General features: G+C 64.9%; 15 protein-coding genes. 2 read left to right on the top strand and 13 right to left on the bottom strand.

The window, feature by feature from the left end; translation table 11 throughout:
- Positions 1–114 precede the first annotated feature (114 nt).
- Genes KTJ89_RS07585 through KTJ89_RS07560 form a run of 6 tightly spaced genes read right to left on the bottom strand, consistent with a single transcriptional unit; the run spans position 115 to position 8,915 of the window.
- A complete protein-coding gene (locus tag KTJ89_RS07585) occupies positions 115–1,281 on the bottom strand; it encodes an MFS transporter (protein ID WP_259357267.1) in 1,167 nt (388 codons plus the stop codon).
- Positions 1,268–2,584 (bottom strand): Wadjet anti-phage system protein JetD domain-containing protein, encoded by a 1,317-nt coding sequence (locus KTJ89_RS07580; RefSeq protein ID WP_259357266.1) that lies wholly within the window; start codon positions 2,582–2,584, stop codon positions 1,268–1,270. The genes KTJ89_RS07585 and KTJ89_RS07580 overlap by 14 nt, the downstream gene beginning before the upstream one ends.
- Positions 2,581–6,159, bottom strand: coding sequence for an ATP-binding protein (locus KTJ89_RS07575; RefSeq protein WP_259357265.1), 3,579 nt, complete (start codon positions 6,157–6,159; stop codon positions 2,581–2,583). Before KTJ89_RS07575 ends, KTJ89_RS07580 begins: the two co-directional genes overlap by 4 nt.
- Entirely contained in the window at positions 6,156–6,965 is an 810-nt protein-coding gene (locus KTJ89_RS07570; protein ID WP_374990262.1) for a DUF4194 domain-containing protein, read from the bottom strand. The genes KTJ89_RS07575 and KTJ89_RS07570 overlap by 4 nt, the downstream gene beginning before the upstream one ends.
- Complete coding sequence (locus KTJ89_RS07565) at positions 6,962–8,425, bottom strand: DUF3375 domain-containing protein (RefSeq protein ID WP_259357264.1); 1,464 nt, start codon at positions 8,423–8,425, stop codon at positions 6,962–6,964. The genes KTJ89_RS07570 and KTJ89_RS07565 overlap by 4 nt, the downstream gene beginning before the upstream one ends.
- A gap of 55 nt (positions 8,426–8,480) precedes the next feature.
- Positions 8,481–8,915 carry an MmcQ/YjbR family DNA-binding protein gene (locus tag KTJ89_RS07560; RefSeq protein WP_259357263.1) on the bottom strand — a complete coding sequence of 145 codons (435 nt, stop codon included), beginning with the start codon at positions 8,913–8,915 and terminating at the stop codon, positions 8,481–8,483.
- 53 nt (positions 8,916–8,968) lie between these two features.
- Between KTJ89_RS07560 and KTJ89_RS07555 the strand changes: the two genes are divergently transcribed.
- Positions 8,969–9,970 (top strand): asparaginase, encoded by a 1,002-nt coding sequence (locus tag KTJ89_RS07555; protein ID WP_259357262.1) that lies wholly within the window; start codon positions 8,969–8,971, stop codon positions 9,968–9,970.
- Here the strand turns inward: KTJ89_RS07555 and KTJ89_RS07550 are convergent, their stop codons facing one another.
- From KTJ89_RS07550 to KTJ89_RS07535, 4 genes are all read right to left on the bottom strand, one after another.
- Positions 9,971–10,318 carry a HepT-like ribonuclease domain-containing protein gene (locus tag KTJ89_RS07550; protein WP_259357599.1) on the bottom strand — a complete coding sequence of 116 codons (348 nt, stop codon included), beginning with the start codon at positions 10,316–10,318 and terminating at the stop codon, positions 9,971–9,973. It abuts the gene before it with no gap.
- Positions 10,308–10,613 (bottom strand): nucleotidyltransferase family protein, encoded by a 306-nt coding sequence (locus tag KTJ89_RS07545; RefSeq protein WP_259357261.1) that lies wholly within the window; start codon positions 10,611–10,613, stop codon positions 10,308–10,310. The genes KTJ89_RS07550 and KTJ89_RS07545 overlap by 11 nt, the downstream gene beginning before the upstream one ends.
- A 47-nt stretch (positions 10,614–10,660) precedes the next feature.
- Positions 10,661–11,683 carry an NADPH-dependent curcumin/dihydrocurcumin reductase gene (gene curA, locus KTJ89_RS07540; protein WP_259357260.1) on the bottom strand — a complete coding sequence of 341 codons (1,023 nt, stop codon included), beginning with the start codon at positions 11,681–11,683 and terminating at the stop codon, positions 10,661–10,663.
- Between the two features lie 75 nt (positions 11,684–11,758).
- Complete coding sequence (locus KTJ89_RS07535; RefSeq protein WP_259357259.1) at positions 11,759–12,601, bottom strand: ribonuclease FAU-1 family protein; 843 nt, start codon at positions 12,599–12,601, stop codon at positions 11,759–11,761.
- An 86-nt stretch (positions 12,602–12,687) separates the two neighbouring features.
- Here KTJ89_RS07535 and KTJ89_RS07530 point away from each other — a divergent pair, with 86 nt between their 5' ends.
- A complete protein-coding gene (locus tag KTJ89_RS07530) occupies positions 12,688–13,698 on the top strand; it encodes an amidohydrolase family protein (RefSeq protein WP_310650277.1) in 1,011 nt (336 codons plus the stop codon).
- 3 nt (positions 13,699–13,701) lie between these two features.
- Here the strand turns inward: KTJ89_RS07530 and KTJ89_RS07525 are convergent, their stop codons facing one another.
- From KTJ89_RS07525 to KTJ89_RS07515, 3 genes are all read right to left on the bottom strand, one after another.
- Positions 13,702–14,241, bottom strand: coding sequence for a DUF421 domain-containing protein (locus KTJ89_RS07525; RefSeq protein WP_259357258.1), 540 nt, complete (start codon positions 14,239–14,241; stop codon positions 13,702–13,704).
- An 82-nt stretch (positions 14,242–14,323) separates the two neighbouring features.
- Complete coding sequence (locus KTJ89_RS07520; RefSeq protein WP_259357257.1) at positions 14,324–15,073, bottom strand: SDR family oxidoreductase; 750 nt, start codon at positions 15,071–15,073, stop codon at positions 14,324–14,326.
- A gap of 68 nt (positions 15,074–15,141) precedes the next feature.
- Complete coding sequence (locus KTJ89_RS07515; protein ID WP_181272423.1) at positions 15,142–16,077, bottom strand: DUF4097 family beta strand repeat-containing protein; 936 nt, start codon at positions 16,075–16,077, stop codon at positions 15,142–15,144.

The raw sequence follows: 16,077 nt of genomic DNA, 5'->3' as shown, positions 1-16,077 counted from the left end.
AGAGCCCGGCAGATGTGTCAAGCAACTTTCCATATCTCCGAAACGTGTAAAAAAATCGCCGATTCTTTTACACGTTTCTCTGCTCAGAGAGTGTGCCCCTCACCGAGGTGGCGCTCACGTCCGCGCCGACAGCAGGGTCGCCAGTGCGAGCAGCCCAGCCATGGCCACCGCCATCATCGGGTACCCGCCGAGCACTCCGGCCAGCGCCGGACCCGCGACCGGCGCGAGCGCCGTGCCCGCGGTGATCGGAGCGACGAAGACGCCGTTGACGGCCCCGAAGTTCTTCGTTCCCCACCTGTCGGACACCGCTGTGGCCTGCAGCAATGTCATGCAGCCGCGCACGCCGCCGCCGAGCATGGCGATGCCGATGAGCAGCCAGATCGGGCCGGGAACCAGAGCGAGCAGCCACAGGCCGACAGCGCCCGAGGCGAAGAGGATGATCGTCCGCGACCGTGTCGACGAGTGCCGTTCCAGACTCGGGTAGCCAAACCGTCCGGCCACCTGACCGAAGCCGACGAGGCCGAGGGCGATGGCCGCCAGACTGTAGTCGGCACCGCGTTCGATGATGAGCGGGATGATGTTGATCGTCACCGCGAAGAGCGTGAACGTGGCGATCGCGACGGCGATCTGCAGGGTGATGAAGCGCGGGTGACGAGTGACGCGGCGCAGTTCGGCCCGGCTCGGCTTCACCGTGGATGCGGCCGCCTCGTCGGTCCAGGTGCGGTTGAGGAAGAACAGGTGCATCGGCAGTGCGAGGACGGCGAGCAATCCGGCGAGCACACCATAGGTTCCCCGCCAGCCGAGGCTGTCGATGAGCCAGGCGATGATCGGAGCGAAGACCGTCGATGCGAGCCCGCCGACGAGCGTGATCGTCGTCAGGGGTTTCGTCCGCTCCGCCCCGTACCAGCGGGTGATGACGGCGAAAGCCGGCGGGTAGAGCGTCGCTGCCTGCGCGAACCCGGCGAGGATCCAGGCGGCAAAGAACACCACGAGGTTCGGCGCGACCGCGACGAGTCCGAGTGCGACAACTCCGATGGCCGTACCCGCACCCATGATCAGCTGCGGACCGTGCCGGTCGAGGAGGCGCCCGACGCTGGGTCCCATGAGCGCTGAGACGATGAGTCCGACGGTCAGCGCCGCCGTCACCGTCGTGTGGCTCCACCCCATATCGTCAGAGATCGGGGTGACCGCCACCGGCAGGGAGTAGTAGAGCAGACCCCAGCACACGAGTTCGGCGACGCAGAGAGCGGCCAGTCCCCCGCGCGGCTTATCGGTCGTCATCGGGGCCCTCGCCGAGGCGGCGCTCCGTCTCCGTGCCGACCGCGGTCCGCAGCCGGTTCAGAGCCCTATCCCACGGGATGCGTTCCTGTTCGAGCCGGACGCCTCCTTCAGCATGTAGTCGTTCGAGGGCACGTGCTTCGGTGCCGGTGAGATGCGCGAAAGTGCCGGTGCTCGGCTTCGGTTCCGGTACCCAGAGATCCTGGTGCGCGAGCAGTGTTGCTTCGTCCATGAGCACGGATTCGACCTCCGGCAGGTGGCTGCGCAGGCGGTTGAGGATCGCGAAACCATGGGAGTCGAGGTCGCCCCAATAGATCACGCGCGCACCCGCGATCCAGTCCAATCGAGCGACCCCGTCGACGGCATAGCCGGAACCGTGTACGGCCACGGCACCCGGCCAATCCGGCATGGCGAGCACGGATTCGAGGTTCTCGAAGACGAAGACCAGCCTCGGCGATATGGGCAGTCGACCGAGTTGGGAGATCGGAGCGGTGATGTCGTCGAGGGGCGCGGCGGCTGCTCTGACCGAGGTGCGATCGACGGTGACCTCATGATCCACGGCGCCGATCAGGGTCCCGTCGAGGATACGCAGCCGCAGTCGCGGTTCGGCGTCGAGGACGGTCACAGCATCGGCGTGGCCGATCCCTCCGAGCAGGGCGGTGACGAGGCTGCGGTGGTTCTCGAACCATTTCGAGTCCACTCCGCGGATGGGCAGCTGTCTGGGTCGCAGCGATCCGAGCGGATGGGTGCACAGCCAGTCGACGACGTCGATGACAGTAACGAACGCAGTGTCGGACAAGGAGAGGATCCGTTTCGACTGGGAACGTATCGCCGCGGCAAGGGAGCTCCCGTCCGAGCTGACCTCCGCGTCCGCGTCGCGAGTCGCCGCGATGCCGTTCGATACGGACCCGAGTCGCTGCCGGATGCTGACGGCACGGTCTCGCAGCCTCCGCCAGTATCGAGCGGTGTCGCCACCGACGAAAGCGGCCACTGCATCAGGGGTCAGCAGTCGCAGTCGGACCGGAACGCGTTGACTGCCGACGCGGACCCAGCTGCGCTCTTCCCAATCGATCTCGAGCGCTGCAGGTGCGCCCGCGGCTGCCTCCGGAACCTCCCGGACCGCCCGCCAACTGCCGGCCCAGTCGGCGGCAGCAGCCTGATCGGAGAGCACCTGCTTCTCCGTCGGTGGTTTGAGGGCGATCTCAACACGCACCTCGCCTGTTGCCTCCGCCGCCCACGAGGCCATGGACGAACTCAGGCGAGCACGTGCCTTCGTCCGAGCCTCGGCGACGGAGAGCATCGTCATCGGGCGTCCGACTCCTCGAACTCAAGCTCGACTTCACCGGCCACACGGATGCTGTCGGAGCCGGCCGCCTTCTCAGACCCATCTGCCCCACCGGCACCGTCCGATCCCTCAGCTTCCGTGGCCGCTCCGGCGCCGCTCGATTCTTCGCCAGCGCCAGCGACTGACTCCGACTCCGATACTGACTCCGAGACCGACTCAGCTCCAGCCCCGTCCAGCTCCGTCTCGTCCCACACCATCGTCGAGGTCAGGGTCTTCTGCCGACTCGGATTCTCGATCGAGGTCGCCGCACCCACATAGGGTTCGATCGTCTGCAGCAGCTTCTGCGGAGTCGCCAGCACCATGTGGAAGCCGAACTCGATGAAGATGTCCAAGGCCATACGCGTATACCGCGTATCCGCTTTGTCGAAGGCCTCGTCGAGGATGATCGTGCCGTACTTCGAGATCGCCTCATCCGGGTCGGCGAGCTGATAGCGCAGCGCTGCCGCCAGGCAGAAGATCACGAGCTTCTGCTGCTGACCACCGGACATCGCCGCACCCGAATCGTAGGTGGCATGTGCACGACCATGGTCGTCGATCTCCTCGGCGAGGAAGCTCACGTGCAGGCGTGTGTCCAGGCACTGAGTCTTCCAGACCTTGTCGACGTGCTCGCTGGATGAGAATCGGCGCATCACCTCGGCGAGGGTGTCGTACTTCCTCTCCGCAGTCTCCATATCGTCCTCACCCCAGCTGCCGCTCGCCACGAGGCGGAGATCGGCGATGAAGGCGTTGACGGTCTCGGACCGCCGGGTCTTGACCTTCAGCCGCAGGTACCGGTCCTCGTCGAACTGCGACCGTAGAAGGGACGAATTGATCGGCGCGACCCGATCCTCGATCTCACGCGGGGCGGCATGGATCTCGTTGAGGAGTTCGCCGATGAGATCCCGGGACCGCTGCTGCAGCAGATCCCGGAAACGGTTCTCATGATCGGGTAAGCCGTGCGCGAGGATCTCATCGAGCATCGACAGGTAGGCGCGCCGATCATCGACTTCCGCCGTGAGCTGGGACGATACCGATGGCCATGCGGCCTTGAACTCGGCAGCCAACCGTGTCACGGACTGCCCCGACCGACTTGCATCGGCTTGCGCCCGGTCCTTTTCCTCCTGCAACACCTGCGAGACCTGCTGGCCCACCTCGGCGAGGTTCTCCCGCTTGATGCTGCGTTGGATCTTCCGGAACCGTTCGTCCAATTGTTCGCCGAGGTGGCCCTCGACTTCCGCCACCCGACCTGAGTTGACGTCGTCCTCGATCCGGGTCAGGTTCGAGCGCAGACCCGTCGATTCCTCGTTCGCCCGGCGAAGGGCATAGTCGGCTTCGTTCTTCGCTGTCTCGGCCGCGTCCTTGACCGCCTTGGCTTCGCGTTCGGCGCTGATCGCCTGCTGCAGGTCGCCGTCGGCATCTTCGAGTTCGGCCAGCTGCCGCTCGAGAGTCGCGACCTTCTCGGCCGCTCCGTCTCGGTCGACGTCGCGCCAGGACTGTTCGCGAATACCGGCGAGGATGCCGCGGCGACGGTGGGCCTGTGCGGTTTCGGCGTCAGCAGCCGCGACCACCTGTTCGGCCGCGGCCAGTTCCGACTGAGCCTCCTTGAGGGATTCGACGAGGGCTTCGAGTTTCGCTTCGCGGTCGCCGAGGACCCATTGGCTGCGATCGTCGATAGCCCGCCGGTCGTCCTTCTCGTACCGGGTGCGTGAGGTCTTGACCTGGCCCTTGACGGTGACGGCGCGCGGATGGTCGTCGAGTTCGTCCGGGTGGTCGACACAGGCGAAGTCGAAGCGTTCGGACAAGGTGGTCCGGACCCAGTCGCCGAAGCCGGTGTCGCTGACATTCACCTTGTTGACCAGCGACTTCTCACTGCCCACGGGGCGGGGGCTCGGCACTGAGCGCGGGATCTCCTCGAAGACGAGGCGTCCGCGGATGCGGTGGGAATCCACCCAGGTGCGCACGGCCGAGAGGTTCTCAGAACGGACGAGGACGGTCAGAGCCATGGGCCGCAGCACCCTCTCGATGGCACCCGTCCACCGGGCCTCGTCGGGGTCGACTTCGATGAGTTCGGCCGCGAACGGCAGCGCCTTCTCGCTCAGTCCGGTGCCGGCGGCGAGCTCGGACCTGATCGTCATGAGGTTGTTCGGCACGGTCGATCCGGACCGCCGAAGGGATTCGATCTCCCCTTCGAGTTCGCGGACCTTCGCCCGCGCCTGAGAGAACCGGTCGTGATCGGCATGGCTGGGTCCGGCGACCTGCGTGTCGTCGTCGAGGCTGGAGGCGATCTGGGCCTGCAGTTCGGCGAACTCGGCGGCCGTGGTCGGGGCATGCTCGATGCCGGCCTGCTCAAGCTGGCGAGCCAGCCCAGACCAACGTTCGGCGATGGCGCGGCGTTCGGTTTCGGCGGTGTCGATGCGCTGCTGAAGGTGTTCGGCCTCGGAACCACCGAGTTCCAAAGTGGCCCGTCGGGCCAAGTCGTATTCGTCGACTGCGGCGTCGAAGTCACGTTTGGCGCGGTCGGCGGTGACTTCGAGTTCGACGATCTGCCTGGTCAGCGCCGAAAGGTCGGCGCGGAGGATATCGAGCTCGCGCCGCTTCTGGTACGGCAGCAGAGCTTCGCTGAGCGCGATCGACTTCGCGGCGATGTCGTTGGCAGTCTCGAAACGGGAGGCGGCTTCGCGCAGCTGCAGCAGATGATCGCGCTGTTTGCGCAGTTCGACGACATGGTCATGAGCGTCCTTGAGGTCACCGAACTGTGCGACGGCAGTCTCGGCGAGGTCGAAGGTCACCGGACTTTCGAGCATATGGTCTCGGAAGAGCCGGTCGAGGCTGTCCAGGCTCTTCGCCGACTGTGTTTTATGCAGCAGCTGGAGTGCGGACTCGTCGGCCATGCCGAAGGTCTTGCGCATCCGTGCATAGAACTTCCCGTGGTGGCCGTTCGAGGTGACCACCGCATCAGGATGGTCGGCCTTGAGTTTGCGGGTCTCGAGCCCGGAGCGCGCATAGTGCTGCAGGTCGGAGAGGTCGAGGTCCGCGCGCTCGAGGACACAAGCGTCGGAGAGGTCCGTCGTTTTCGTGCCCGATCCCTTGATGAAGAAGAGTCGGGCCAACGACAGGGGCTTGTCGCTGCCGTTGTCGTAGCGGAGGATGATTCCGCTCCAGGTGGCGCGCGGACGCAGATACTTGCTGACGACCCGGTCCTCTTCGGAATCCGCGGTGCGAGTCCAGGCCCCGCGGACGTAGCTGACGAGGCTGCGCTGGTCGAGGCGAGCGCCCGCGGTCTGAGCGGCGACGTTGAAGCGCAGCCACTTGTCCGGGGTGAGGACTGCGGCGATTCCGTCGAGGAGGGAGGACTTGCCCGAGCCCGAGGGCCCGGTGATGAGGTGGCCCTTGTGGGAGACGGGGATGCGGTGGATGTCGGCGTCGAAGGTGCCCCAGTTCGCGATCTGGATCTCGCTCAGGCGCCACTGACTGCCGACGTCGGGCCGGTTCGCTCCGCGAGCACGCGCCTGGTCGGCGACGAAGGCGGCATCGAGCGGGAAGAGTGCCTCGGTCACGCGTCGTCCTCCTCGGTGTCGGCGTCTATGTCGCTATCGGCTTCGGATGCGTCGGTGGCGGTATTGTCGACGACCGCCTCGGCGATGGAGTCCCCGCCGTCATCAGACTTGCCGTCATGGATCTCACCGGTATCGGTCTCACCAGCGGCGATGCGTTCGTAGACGGCGATGAGCTCGCGCACGCGATCCTCGTCGATGAGGAACTTCACCATGGGAGAGATCTCGAAGCGGTCTTCACCGGCTTTGTGGAGCACACGCAGTCGGTTGCTCATCCGCGACCATGCGCCGTTGAGATTGCGTTGGAAGGTCGATTCGTCCCCTGTGCGGTAGATCGCGAGTCGTTCATAGACCTCTTCGCGATCGACGATGACGCGCTTCTCCCCCGGCGCGGCCAACAGCAGCTGCCGGAGCACCAGCAGCATTGCCGTGTCGAGGAAGGTGAGTCGTTCGCTGCGTACCGCGGCGGGCGCGTCGATCTCGTCGGTGACGATCTTGCGGGTGAATGCGAATTCGTCGACCCGGTCGATGACGAGGTCGAGGAACAGATCGTGCAGGCGCGAACGGACGAGGCTCTCGTCCGCGACGAGGGCTGCCCACAGCTGCGGGGCCTGCGTCCCGGACACATACGGGCCTTTGAGCAGTTCGAGCAGCACTCGGCGGGTGCGCTCTCCCAGCGTTCCGGTGTCACCGGACCACAGACCGCTGGGGTTGTGGCTGAGGTCGTCCGCGGAGTCGGTGGATTCCATCGCCGAGGCGGCCCCCACCTCGGCGGGGGCTGTGTCGTTGTCGTGGTGGGTGGGACTCATAGGGTGATGCCTTCGGTGAAGTAGTGGCGGCGGATCGCGGCGGTGCGGACGATGCCGTCGATGCCGGCCCAAGTGAGGATTTCGCGGTTGCCGACATCGACGTGGCCATAGGTGCTGGCCAGGGACAACAGGCCGACGACGCTGGCCAGTCCCTGTGTGGCAGGGAAGGTTTCGAGCACCTCCGCGACGGAGGCTTCGTGGGCGGAAGTGACGACGGAGTTGATGTTCTCGGTGAGTTCGGCGAAGTCGATTTCGGATTCGCGGGCGACTGCGATGAGTTCGGCGAAGTCGATCTCGGAGTCCGTGGCCTCGCCGAGTTCCGCTCCGGCGTCGAACTCCTCGGGGTCGTGGAGGATGACCTCGCCGACGCTGCCGAGTGAGACGCTGGAGAGTTCGAGGTCGATGCCGATCTCGTCGTAGGGTTTGAGCTCCTGCGACACGGGCGCGGCCGCGGCGAGACCCTCCTGGAGGAGAGTGCGCATGACGCGGTCGCGTTGGAATTCGTGGGAGTGGACGTAGCGGCGCAGGCCACGGGCGAACTCGGTGAGGATGTCCGAAACCTCGTGAGACCCGTCCTTCATCTGGCGCATCAGGGTGCGCAGGGAACGGCGGGTGGCCAGAGAGAGGGTGGCGGAGAAGTCCCGGTCGAGGATGGCGGCGATGTCGTCGTCGAAGGCCGCGGACTGTTCGGGGTCGCGGACGAGGGCGGAGAACGCCGAGAACGTCCGACCTTCGTCAGATGACTCGATGAGATCGACGCCGCGGAACACTTCGTCGAGGACTTGGGACTGGGAGTCCTCGGCGGCGAGGATCGAGACCCGCAGTTCCTGATTGAGTTCTTCGAAGCGTGCGCGCACGCGGGCGAAGTCGGCGGGCAGTCCCTGCGCCTGCTGGAGGATGTCGGAGACGCGTTCGTTGGCTCGCCGCCTGTCGAGGACGACGGAGCGCGGATCGCTGCGGCGGACCCGGGCGATCTCGGCGTCGATGCGATCGCGTTCGGCGCGCAAGGAGGCGAGGCGGCGGGAGCTGTCCGGGTCGGTGTCGATGGCCAACTGTCGCACGGATTGGGCGAGGCTGACCAGCCGGGATTCGGTGGCGGTCTGTGGTGGTGTGCGCAACTGCTCGAGCATGCGGATGGCATCGAAGCCGGCGGCGGAGAGTTCGTATGTTTCGCCTCTGGCGGCGGTGGCGGGACGGCGGACGAGGATCTCGGCGCGACGCCAGTCATCGCAGTAGGCCTTCGCTGTCCGCAGCGAGAGGTCGAAGTGGTCGCGGAGCTCCTCGAGGTCGGCATCGATGCTTTCGTGCAGATCCTCAGTGTTCATCCTGGTGCCGGGCTTGCCGAGATGCGCGTCGAGGGTTCCGGCCATGACAGCGAGGTTGTCGGCCCGGAGCATGCGCAGGGTGGCATTCGATTCGAGCAGTCGCCGGTAGGCGAGCGCGGATGACAGGGCGGACATAGGAACTATTCTCTGCGCCTAGGCGGGTGCGCGCCAATTCGCGAGTCGAGTGAGGTCAACGGCTGTCATTCCTCCCTCCGAAAGTGTCAGGGTCAACAGGCCGGTCCTTCTTGGACATCTTGGCCACGACAAGACAATAGGACTCGAGCACGAGGTCGTGAAGAAGATCGGGATCGAGACGATCGCCGGCAGTTGCGGCGCCGGGTTCGCCGCCGTCATCGCTTCCCTCCCCGGCGACGGTGATCCAGTGCTTCTTGTTCATGTGGTAGCCGGGTGAGATCTCCGCATAGGCGTCGCGCAGCACCTCACCGTCGAGGGGATCGATCTTGAGGTTGAGACTCGGAACTCCCCGCAGCTCGTATGCCATCATGAACATCTTTCCGCGCACTTTGTACACGGCATTGTCCGGTCCGAATGGGTGGTCGAGCTCGACCGAGGGGTACTGCATGGCCTGGTCGTTGGCCAAGCGGAGCACGGTGGCTGGGTCCATGCGTGGAGACTAGCAAGGGCCACTGACGTAGGAACTGACGTTAGACTCGAATCATGCCTGAGACCCCACTCCACACCGCCCCTCACCTGCTCTTGGCCGCTCTCGGCGGGACCATCGCGTCGACCGCCAATGGCGCAGGTGGGGTTGCTCCAGCGCTCAGCGGCGCGGAGATCGCTGCGGCCGCGGGTCTCGATCAGGTCTGGCCGGATCTGCAGGCTGATTTCACTCAGGTTGCTCAGGTTTCGAGCGCGAATGTCACCCTCGAGATGCTCTTCGACGTCGTCGAGCTCGCCCGCTCATCCGAGGCCGATGGAATCGTCCTCACCCAAGGCACCGACACTCTTGAAGAGACCGCGTTCGGGCTCTGGCTGCTCAATGACTCTGGCACGCATATCTCTGTCACCGGGGCCATGCGCAACCCGACGCTGCCCGGAGCCGACGGACCGGCCAACGTCCGTTCTGCCGCCCTCACTGCCCTGTCCGACCAGGTCAGAGACCTGCCTGCGTCGCTTGTGTTCAATGACGAGGTCCACGATCCGAGGTTCGTGACGAAGTCGCACACCACCTCGACGGCCGCGTTCTCCTCCGGGCCCGTCCTCGGCGCGATCGGATGGCTGAGCGAAGACGATCTCCATCTCCCGCACGCACCCCAGCCTCCGAAATCACCGTTCGCCGGACTTCCCCGTCCGTCTCTGCTGAGCAAGGTCGCCCTCGCCGAGGTGGGGATGGGCGAACCGGAAGAGACCCTTGATCTCATCGCCGGTTCCGGTTTCGCCGGCGCCGTGGTCTCCGGGGTCGGCGGGGGCCACGTCCCCGAGGAGTTGCTGCCCGCCGTGGCTCGACTGGCGGAGAGGATGCCCGTGGTGCTGGCCTCACGCACCGGTTCGGGTGCGAGCCTGCACCGCACCTACGGCTATCCGGGCGGCGAGATCGGCCTACTCGAAGCGGGACTCGTGCCCGCTGGCATCCTCGATGCCCGCAAGGCCCGCATCGTGCTCAACCTGGCGCTGAGCTTCGGCCTTGACCCCGCCGAGGTGTTCGCTCACTTCAGGTGATCAGCCGCCGTGCTTGCGCAGAAGTTCATCGAGGCGGCTACGCAGATCTTCCAGTCGCGTAGTGATGACTGCCCATAGGATCGAGTAGTCAATCTCACCATATTCATGAGCGATGACGTTGCGCATCGCAATGATTCGGTGGATATCTGGGATCTCCGCAGCGGCTCCAGGGGCAGAGGAACGCAACCGTTTCAAGGACTCTCCGAGGATCTCGAATTGCCTTTCCACTGCTGACCGAACGAGCAGATCATCGTTGAACTCAGATCTGACCATTCCATCGACGAAGCGCAGAATCGCATCTGCGGCACATTTCGCGTCCCAGATGAGTGCGGGAGTCTCAGGCCGCATAGACGTCACGGGCCTTTTCCAGCGCAGACGACCTGAAGTAGGGGTTCCTCATGGTTCTGCCGACGACGAGGTCCACCTTGCGCTCGAGAAGATCAGTCAATTCCTCGAGAAGGCCGAAGTAGTCGTCGAACGGGTCCGCCCGATCAGGCAGAAAATCGACGATGAAGTCGACATCGCTCTCGCCCGGGTCGAATCGTTCAGTGAGGGCAGAGCCGAATACACGGAGCCGCGCAACGCCGTGTCGTGCGCAGATCCGTGCAATCTCTTCGGCATCAAGGTGGATCGCCATGTCCATAGCCTCATTTTCTCACCTTGAACGACTGGAGTACAGGCTCTGAAGCCTCAGCTCTCGGCACCGACAGCCACGACCATCTTGCCGAAGTTTCCGCCGGTGAGCAGATCGTTGAAGTATTCGGGAGCCTTCTCGAGACCGGGACGGATATCCTCGCGGAAGCGAACCTTGCCCTCCTTGAGCCAGCCGCTCATGTCCGTAAGGAACTGCGGGGTCAGACGCTCGGCGAACTCGGTCTGGATGAATCCGCGCACGAGCAGCGACTTCGTCAGGATGTTGCCCATGAGCGCTCCCGAACGGTCCGGCCCCTCTGGCAGCGAGGTGAGGTTGTAGTTGGCGACGAGACCGCACACGGGCACGCGAGCGAACGTATTGAGCCGCGGCAGCACAGCGTCGAAGACCTCCCCGCCGACGTTCTCAAAGTAGACGTCGATGCCCTGCGGCACCGCCTCCTTCAGCTCCTGCCGCAGGTTCCCCGTGCGGTGGTCAAGTGCCACGTCGAAACCGAGCTCACGAAGGTGAGCGACCTTGTCCGGTCCGCCGGCGATGCCGACGGCAGTCGCTCCCTTGATCTTCGCGATCTGACCGACGACGGATCCGACGGGACCGGTCGCAGCGGCCACGGCCACGGTCTCACCCTCCTTGGGCTGACCGATCTCGAGCAGACCCGCGTACGCAGTGAACCCGGGCATGCCGAGCACACCGAGGTGGGTGGAGATCGGCGCAATCTCCGGGTCGATCTTGCGCAGGTGTCCGGTCGACTCGACCGAATACTCCTGCCAACCGCCGTAGCCGAGCACGATCTCACCGGCAGTGAAGCCCTCGGCATTGGATTCGACGACCTCGGACACGGTGGCGCCGACCATGACATCGCCGACCTCGACGGGCTTGGCGTAGGACTTCGCATCCGACATCCGCCCGCGCATGTACGGATCGAGCGAGAGATAGAGGGTGCGCAGCAGCACCTGCCCTTCGCCCGGGGTCGGTACAGGCACCTCGTCGAGCAGGTAGTTCTCTGCAGTGGGGGCGCCCACAGGGCGCGAGTTCAGGCGAATCCGATGGTTGGTCGTCATGGAGACGGTTCCTTTCAGCAGCAGATCATTCTTCGCTTGTGTGCTTCATTGGGGCGACAGGTGCATCCGCGACGATCACCGATGCTGTCGGTCATAACAACCATTCGGGATCGCCCGATGTTCCTGATCGAACGATTTTTCTGACACCGAGGCGGCACCCAGTCGAACCTTCCCCACCAGATCGCGGGCCACCGTCTCCCATTCGGGATCGAAGGCCCACCCGAAATCGCCGAGGTGGTCGAGCAGATGGCTGCCATTGTCTCGAATGATCTCCGACCACTCCTTCGGCCACGCGCCAAAGTTCGCCGCCGCGGCGAGTTCGTCGACATCCTTGAACACGGCACCGGTCGGATCGAGCCGACCGTCCTCGGCGTGCAGGGGCATAGACGCGATCGGGAAGGTGATATCGAGGATGTGATCGCTGGTGAACAGCGCATCATCGCTGCGTCGGTGTGAGGTCTCAAGATTGATGTACCACTCGACCCGCACGCCGCCGGACTCTGGACGATCGACATCATCCGCAGCATCTTTGAGCAGCACCCATACGGAGAACGGAGCTTCGGGCGGGACGATCTTGAGCACTCCACGACCCCGCCACGTGCCCTCGACATTGATCCTCGTCGGCGCCTCGGCGATGGGACGAAACCGTGCCTTCAACGGCACATCGTGGGCGTTCGTGTCTTCCCACCCGACGATGCGGGTCTCCTGCGTCGGCGTACCCCCTGCCAACCACAGAACAGAGCCGGACGGCCCGTCGGCGATGACACGCATCGGTCGTGCCACCTCGGCGAGGTCGCGGTCGAAGTCGAAACGCCGGAACGTCCAGGTCACGGTCTGCCCCGGAGTCCAGTACGGCGCCTTCCCCACGGGTCTGACCTGGGACGGAGTGGGGATCGTGAACGGATCGCGCAGGCTCATGCGGGCAGTCTATGCGTCGGTCATGGGCGAGCGCTGAAGACCGACCACCCGTGAAGACCTGGGCGGCGAGGTCATAGAGTGGGGCCATGAACGACTCCGATGACGCAGCGGCTCAGACCCCCTCGGCAGCCCAGACCGCCCCCACTGCCCCGACCGCGAACCCTGCCCCGGAGACGACGATCGGTCGCGCCTTCGAGGTCCAGGAAACGATGACCGCTCCACCGCGCACCGATGCCGAAGTCCCCGACTACGTCCGCGCCCTGGGCTTGCCAGGCCTCGCTGACATCCACGTCCACTTCCTTCCGCAGAACGTGCTCGACAAGGTGTGGGAGTACTTCGACAATGCCGCGGACAACTACGGCCGCGACTGGCCGATCACCTACCGGTACGACGCGGACACCCGCCTGGAAATCGTCCGCGAGCTCGGCCTGCGCGCGATCCCGGCCCTGACTTACCCGCACAAACCCGGAATGGCCGCGTGGCTGAATGAATGGAACGCCGAGTTCGCCGTCGCCCACGACGACGTCATCCACTGCGGCACCCTCTATGCCGAACCCGAATCAGCCGACTACGTCCCGGCCGCACTTGCCGCCGGGGCGAAGCTGTTCAAGGTCCACGTCCAGGTCGGTGTGTTCTCTCCCGACGACGAGGTCCTCGACCCCGCGTGGAAGGCTCTCGAGGAGGCCCGCGTGCCGATCGTCATCCACGCTGGATCCGCTCCCCTGCCGGGCACGTACACCGGGCCGCAGGCGGTGGCGAACGTTCTGTCCAAGTTCCCACGGCTGAAGTTCGTCATCGCCCATATGGGCATGCCCGAGTACGACGAGTTCGCCGATCTCGCAGAGAGATTCGACAACGTCTATCTCGATACGACGATGTTCGCCTCCGGGTATTTCTCCACCCCCGCCGAGGTGACCCCCGCCTACCGTGAACGCCTGGCCAGGCTTGAGGGCAAGGTCATCCTCGGCTCTGATTTCCCGAACATCCCCTATCCCTATGTCGATCAGATCTCCGGACTGGCAGGGTTGGGCCTCGGCGATGATTGGATGCGCTCGGTGCTGTGGACCAACGGTGCGAAGGTGCTCGGGCTCGACTGAGTCTCAGCCGTCGCGGGGCACTCGGTCGGCGCCGACGACCCCGGTGAGCATCTCCTCGGCGATGGGTGCACCGCGTCGGATAACGCTGATCTGACCGGTCGATTCGAGGATCACGCACGCCACCTCATCGCGGTTGCGGATGCCGGCAGATCGCAGTTTGGCGATGAGTTCGTCGTGGTCGACGTGGCTCTTCGACAGGTTGTCCGTGAGGATCTCACGACCGGCCATGAGCACCACCGCCGGGGAGTTGACGACGCTGCGCACGAATCCGAAGCGTCGGCCGAATCCGCTGAGCGCCTGCAGGATCAGCAGGGTCGCCAGACCCAGGATTCCGGCCGCCAGGGTCGGGGTATCGCCGAGGATGGACCGCCCGATGATCGCTCCCATCGCGATGATCGCGGCCACGTCGAAGCTCGACAGGCTCGCCAGAGTGCGCTGGCCGAAGATGCGCAGGAGCAGAATGATCCCGAAGTAGAAAGCCACGCACGATACGACGATCCTGACTGCGTCGACCCAGTTGAGCCCGTATTCCATCCAATCCATGAGAACCTCCGGAACGGATGATACGCCTGCCCCGGAATCGGGGCTCTGCATTGCGCCTGAAGTTCAGTGCCTCGTCTGGGACTCAGACCGAGCGCAGCCATTCGTCGACGGTCTTATCGGACATCCTCGGTGACGGTGGGATGAGGCCGTCGCGGGCCATCGGCCCGGGCAGGGGAATGCCGACGACTTTCGACGGCTTCACACCCGCCTTCCGGGCACGTGCAGCGGCAAGTCGGCGGGCGATCTCAGCGAAGTCGCTGATCTCGGGACCGGCGACCTCGATGGTGCCGCGCTCGCGTGCGTCGATGGCTTCGGCCATCATGCGTGCCGCCTCGGTGACTGCCAGGGCCTGCACGCGCATCTTCGGCACGAAGCGCAGCGGCCCGGCCTTGATCGTCATCGTGTCGACGAGTTCGAACCACTGAGCCGACCGGAACATCAGCAGCTGCTCCTCCGGGATGAGCCGGCGAAAGATGCGCTCCTGCATGGCTTTGCCCTGGTAGTAGCCCATCAGCCGCGACTCGGCGGCCTCGGAGCGGAACGCGATCGACAGGACGGCCACGGAGGTGCCGGGCTTCTCGGCAGCAGCCTCGGCGATCGAACGGGAGCTGCGTGAGAAGAAGTCGATGGCTTTCTGGGCGTTCGTCGTCAGCTGGTTGACGCAATCGACGAGGATGTCGCTGCCTTCCGCTGCCTCGGTGACGCCCTGCCCTGTCACCGTGTCGACCCCGCTCCCGCGATGGGCGGCGATGACGGTGTGGCCGCGTTCCCGCAGCTGGGGCACTAACTGCGCGCCGAAGGTTCCGGTGGCTCCATAGACGGTGATCTGCATGCTCGTCGACCCCTCAGACGCCGCATGGGCGGGCCCGACGTCGAGCCCGCCCGTGCGCCGGTCGTTTCTCAGTTCTGGTTGACTGTGACAGTACCAGTATCGGCCGTGGCCGAGATCGGAACGAGGATCTTGCCCTTGGCTTCCTTCGGGTCATCCGCCACATCGTACTTCTTCAGATCGGAGGCGAGGTCGACGGATCCGTCATTGGACTTCGCGTTGATCCGGTAGAAGAAGTCCTTATCCAGCTCTTCCGAGGTGAGCTTGAGATTCGGCACTCGCATGTCGATCGAGCCTTCTTCTGTCTTCGCGATGATTCCGCCGGTGGGCATCGCCTGATTGGTGAAGTCGAGATCGACGGTTCCCGTCGAACTGACCACGTCGATGCGGTCGCTGACGGTGAGGTTCTCTCCTTCGATGGCACCGACCCCCGTCTTAGCTGACACCGTCCCGAAGTCACCGTCCAGATAGGTCGCACCCCAATCGCTCGTGGTCCGCACCTTCTCAGCCGAACCGGTCACGTTCGCGGTTCCACCGCCGGTATCGGCGTTGATCTCGGCGAAGTCACCGGTGACATCGAACCGGCCGTAGTTGCCGTCGAAGTCCAGCGCGAGGTCTTTCGCCTCACTGGTCGGGATGGTGACGGTCAACCTGGTGTTCTCGAGTTTCCCGCCGTTCTTCACGGCCACCTCGGCGGTATCGGCTCGACTGTCGACCTCAAGGTTCGCGGAGCTGTCACGGGGACCGGTGCCGGTGAGCTTCACGGTCGCCTCGGCGACGTCGGCGGTCTTGATGTCGACGGCACCACCGGAGTCGAGGCCGATCTTGAGTTCCTTCATCGCCTTCGGCAGCGGTTCAGACGATTCGATCCGCCCGTAGTCGAGGCGGGAAGCACCTTGGGCGGTGCTGACGATGACGGGGACGAGGAGGACGACGGCGGCGAGGATGATCAGGACCGCGCGCAGACCGACGCGGGCGGATTCGCTGATGCGCACTGTGGCAGGCAT

It is taken from the genome of Brevibacterium sediminis, assembly GCF_024895295.1.
GTDB classification, from domain to species: domain Bacteria; phylum Actinomycetota; class Actinomycetes; order Actinomycetales; family Brevibacteriaceae; genus Brevibacterium; species Brevibacterium sediminis.
This window is presented reverse-complemented; position numbering and strand designations above follow the sequence as displayed.

Coding starts and splice junctions, on each gene's coding strand:
- KTJ89_RS07585 (WP_259357267.1), bottom strand. CDS start 1,281: ATGACGACCGATAAGCCGCGCGGGGGACTGGCCGCTCTCTGCGTCGCC.
- KTJ89_RS07580 (WP_259357266.1), bottom strand. CDS start 2,584: ATGACGATGCTCTCCGTCGCCGAGGCTCGGACGAAGGCACGTGCTCGC.
- KTJ89_RS07570 (WP_374990262.1), bottom strand. CDS start 6,965: ATGAGTCCCACCCACCACGACAACGACACAGCCCCCGCCGAGGTGGGG.
- KTJ89_RS07565 (WP_259357264.1), bottom strand. CDS start 8,425: ATGTCCGCCCTGTCATCCGCGCTCGCCTACCGGCGACTGCTCGAATCG.
- KTJ89_RS07560 (WP_259357263.1), bottom strand. CDS start 8,915: ATGGACCCAGCCACCGTGCTCCGCTTGGCCAACGACCAGGCCATGCAG.
- KTJ89_RS07555 (WP_259357262.1), top strand. CDS start 8,969: ATGCCTGAGACCCCACTCCACACCGCCCCTCACCTGCTCTTGGCCGCT.
- KTJ89_RS07550 (WP_259357599.1), bottom strand. CDS start 10,318: ATGCGGCCTGAGACTCCCGCACTCATCTGGGACGCGAAATGTGCCGCA.
- KTJ89_RS07545 (WP_259357261.1), bottom strand. CDS start 10,613: ATGGACATGGCGATCCACCTTGATGCCGAAGAGATTGCACGGATCTGC.
- curA (WP_259357260.1), bottom strand. CDS start 11,683: ATGACGACCAACCATCGGATTCGCCTGAACTCGCGCCCTGTGGGCGCC.
- KTJ89_RS07535 (WP_259357259.1), bottom strand. CDS start 12,601: ATGAGCCTGCGCGATCCGTTCACGATCCCCACTCCGTCCCAGGTCAGA.
- KTJ89_RS07530 (WP_310650277.1), top strand. CDS start 12,688: ATGAACGACTCCGATGACGCAGCGGCTCAGACCCCCTCGGCAGCCCAG.
- KTJ89_RS07525 (WP_259357258.1), bottom strand. CDS start 14,241: ATGGATTGGATGGAATACGGGCTCAACTGGGTCGACGCAGTCAGGATC.
- KTJ89_RS07520 (WP_259357257.1), bottom strand. CDS start 15,073: ATGCAGATCACCGTCTATGGAGCCACCGGAACCTTCGGCGCGCAGTTA.
- KTJ89_RS07515 (WP_181272423.1), bottom strand. CDS start 16,077: ATGCCTGCCACAGTGCGCATCAGCGAATCCGCCCGCGTCGGTCTGCGC.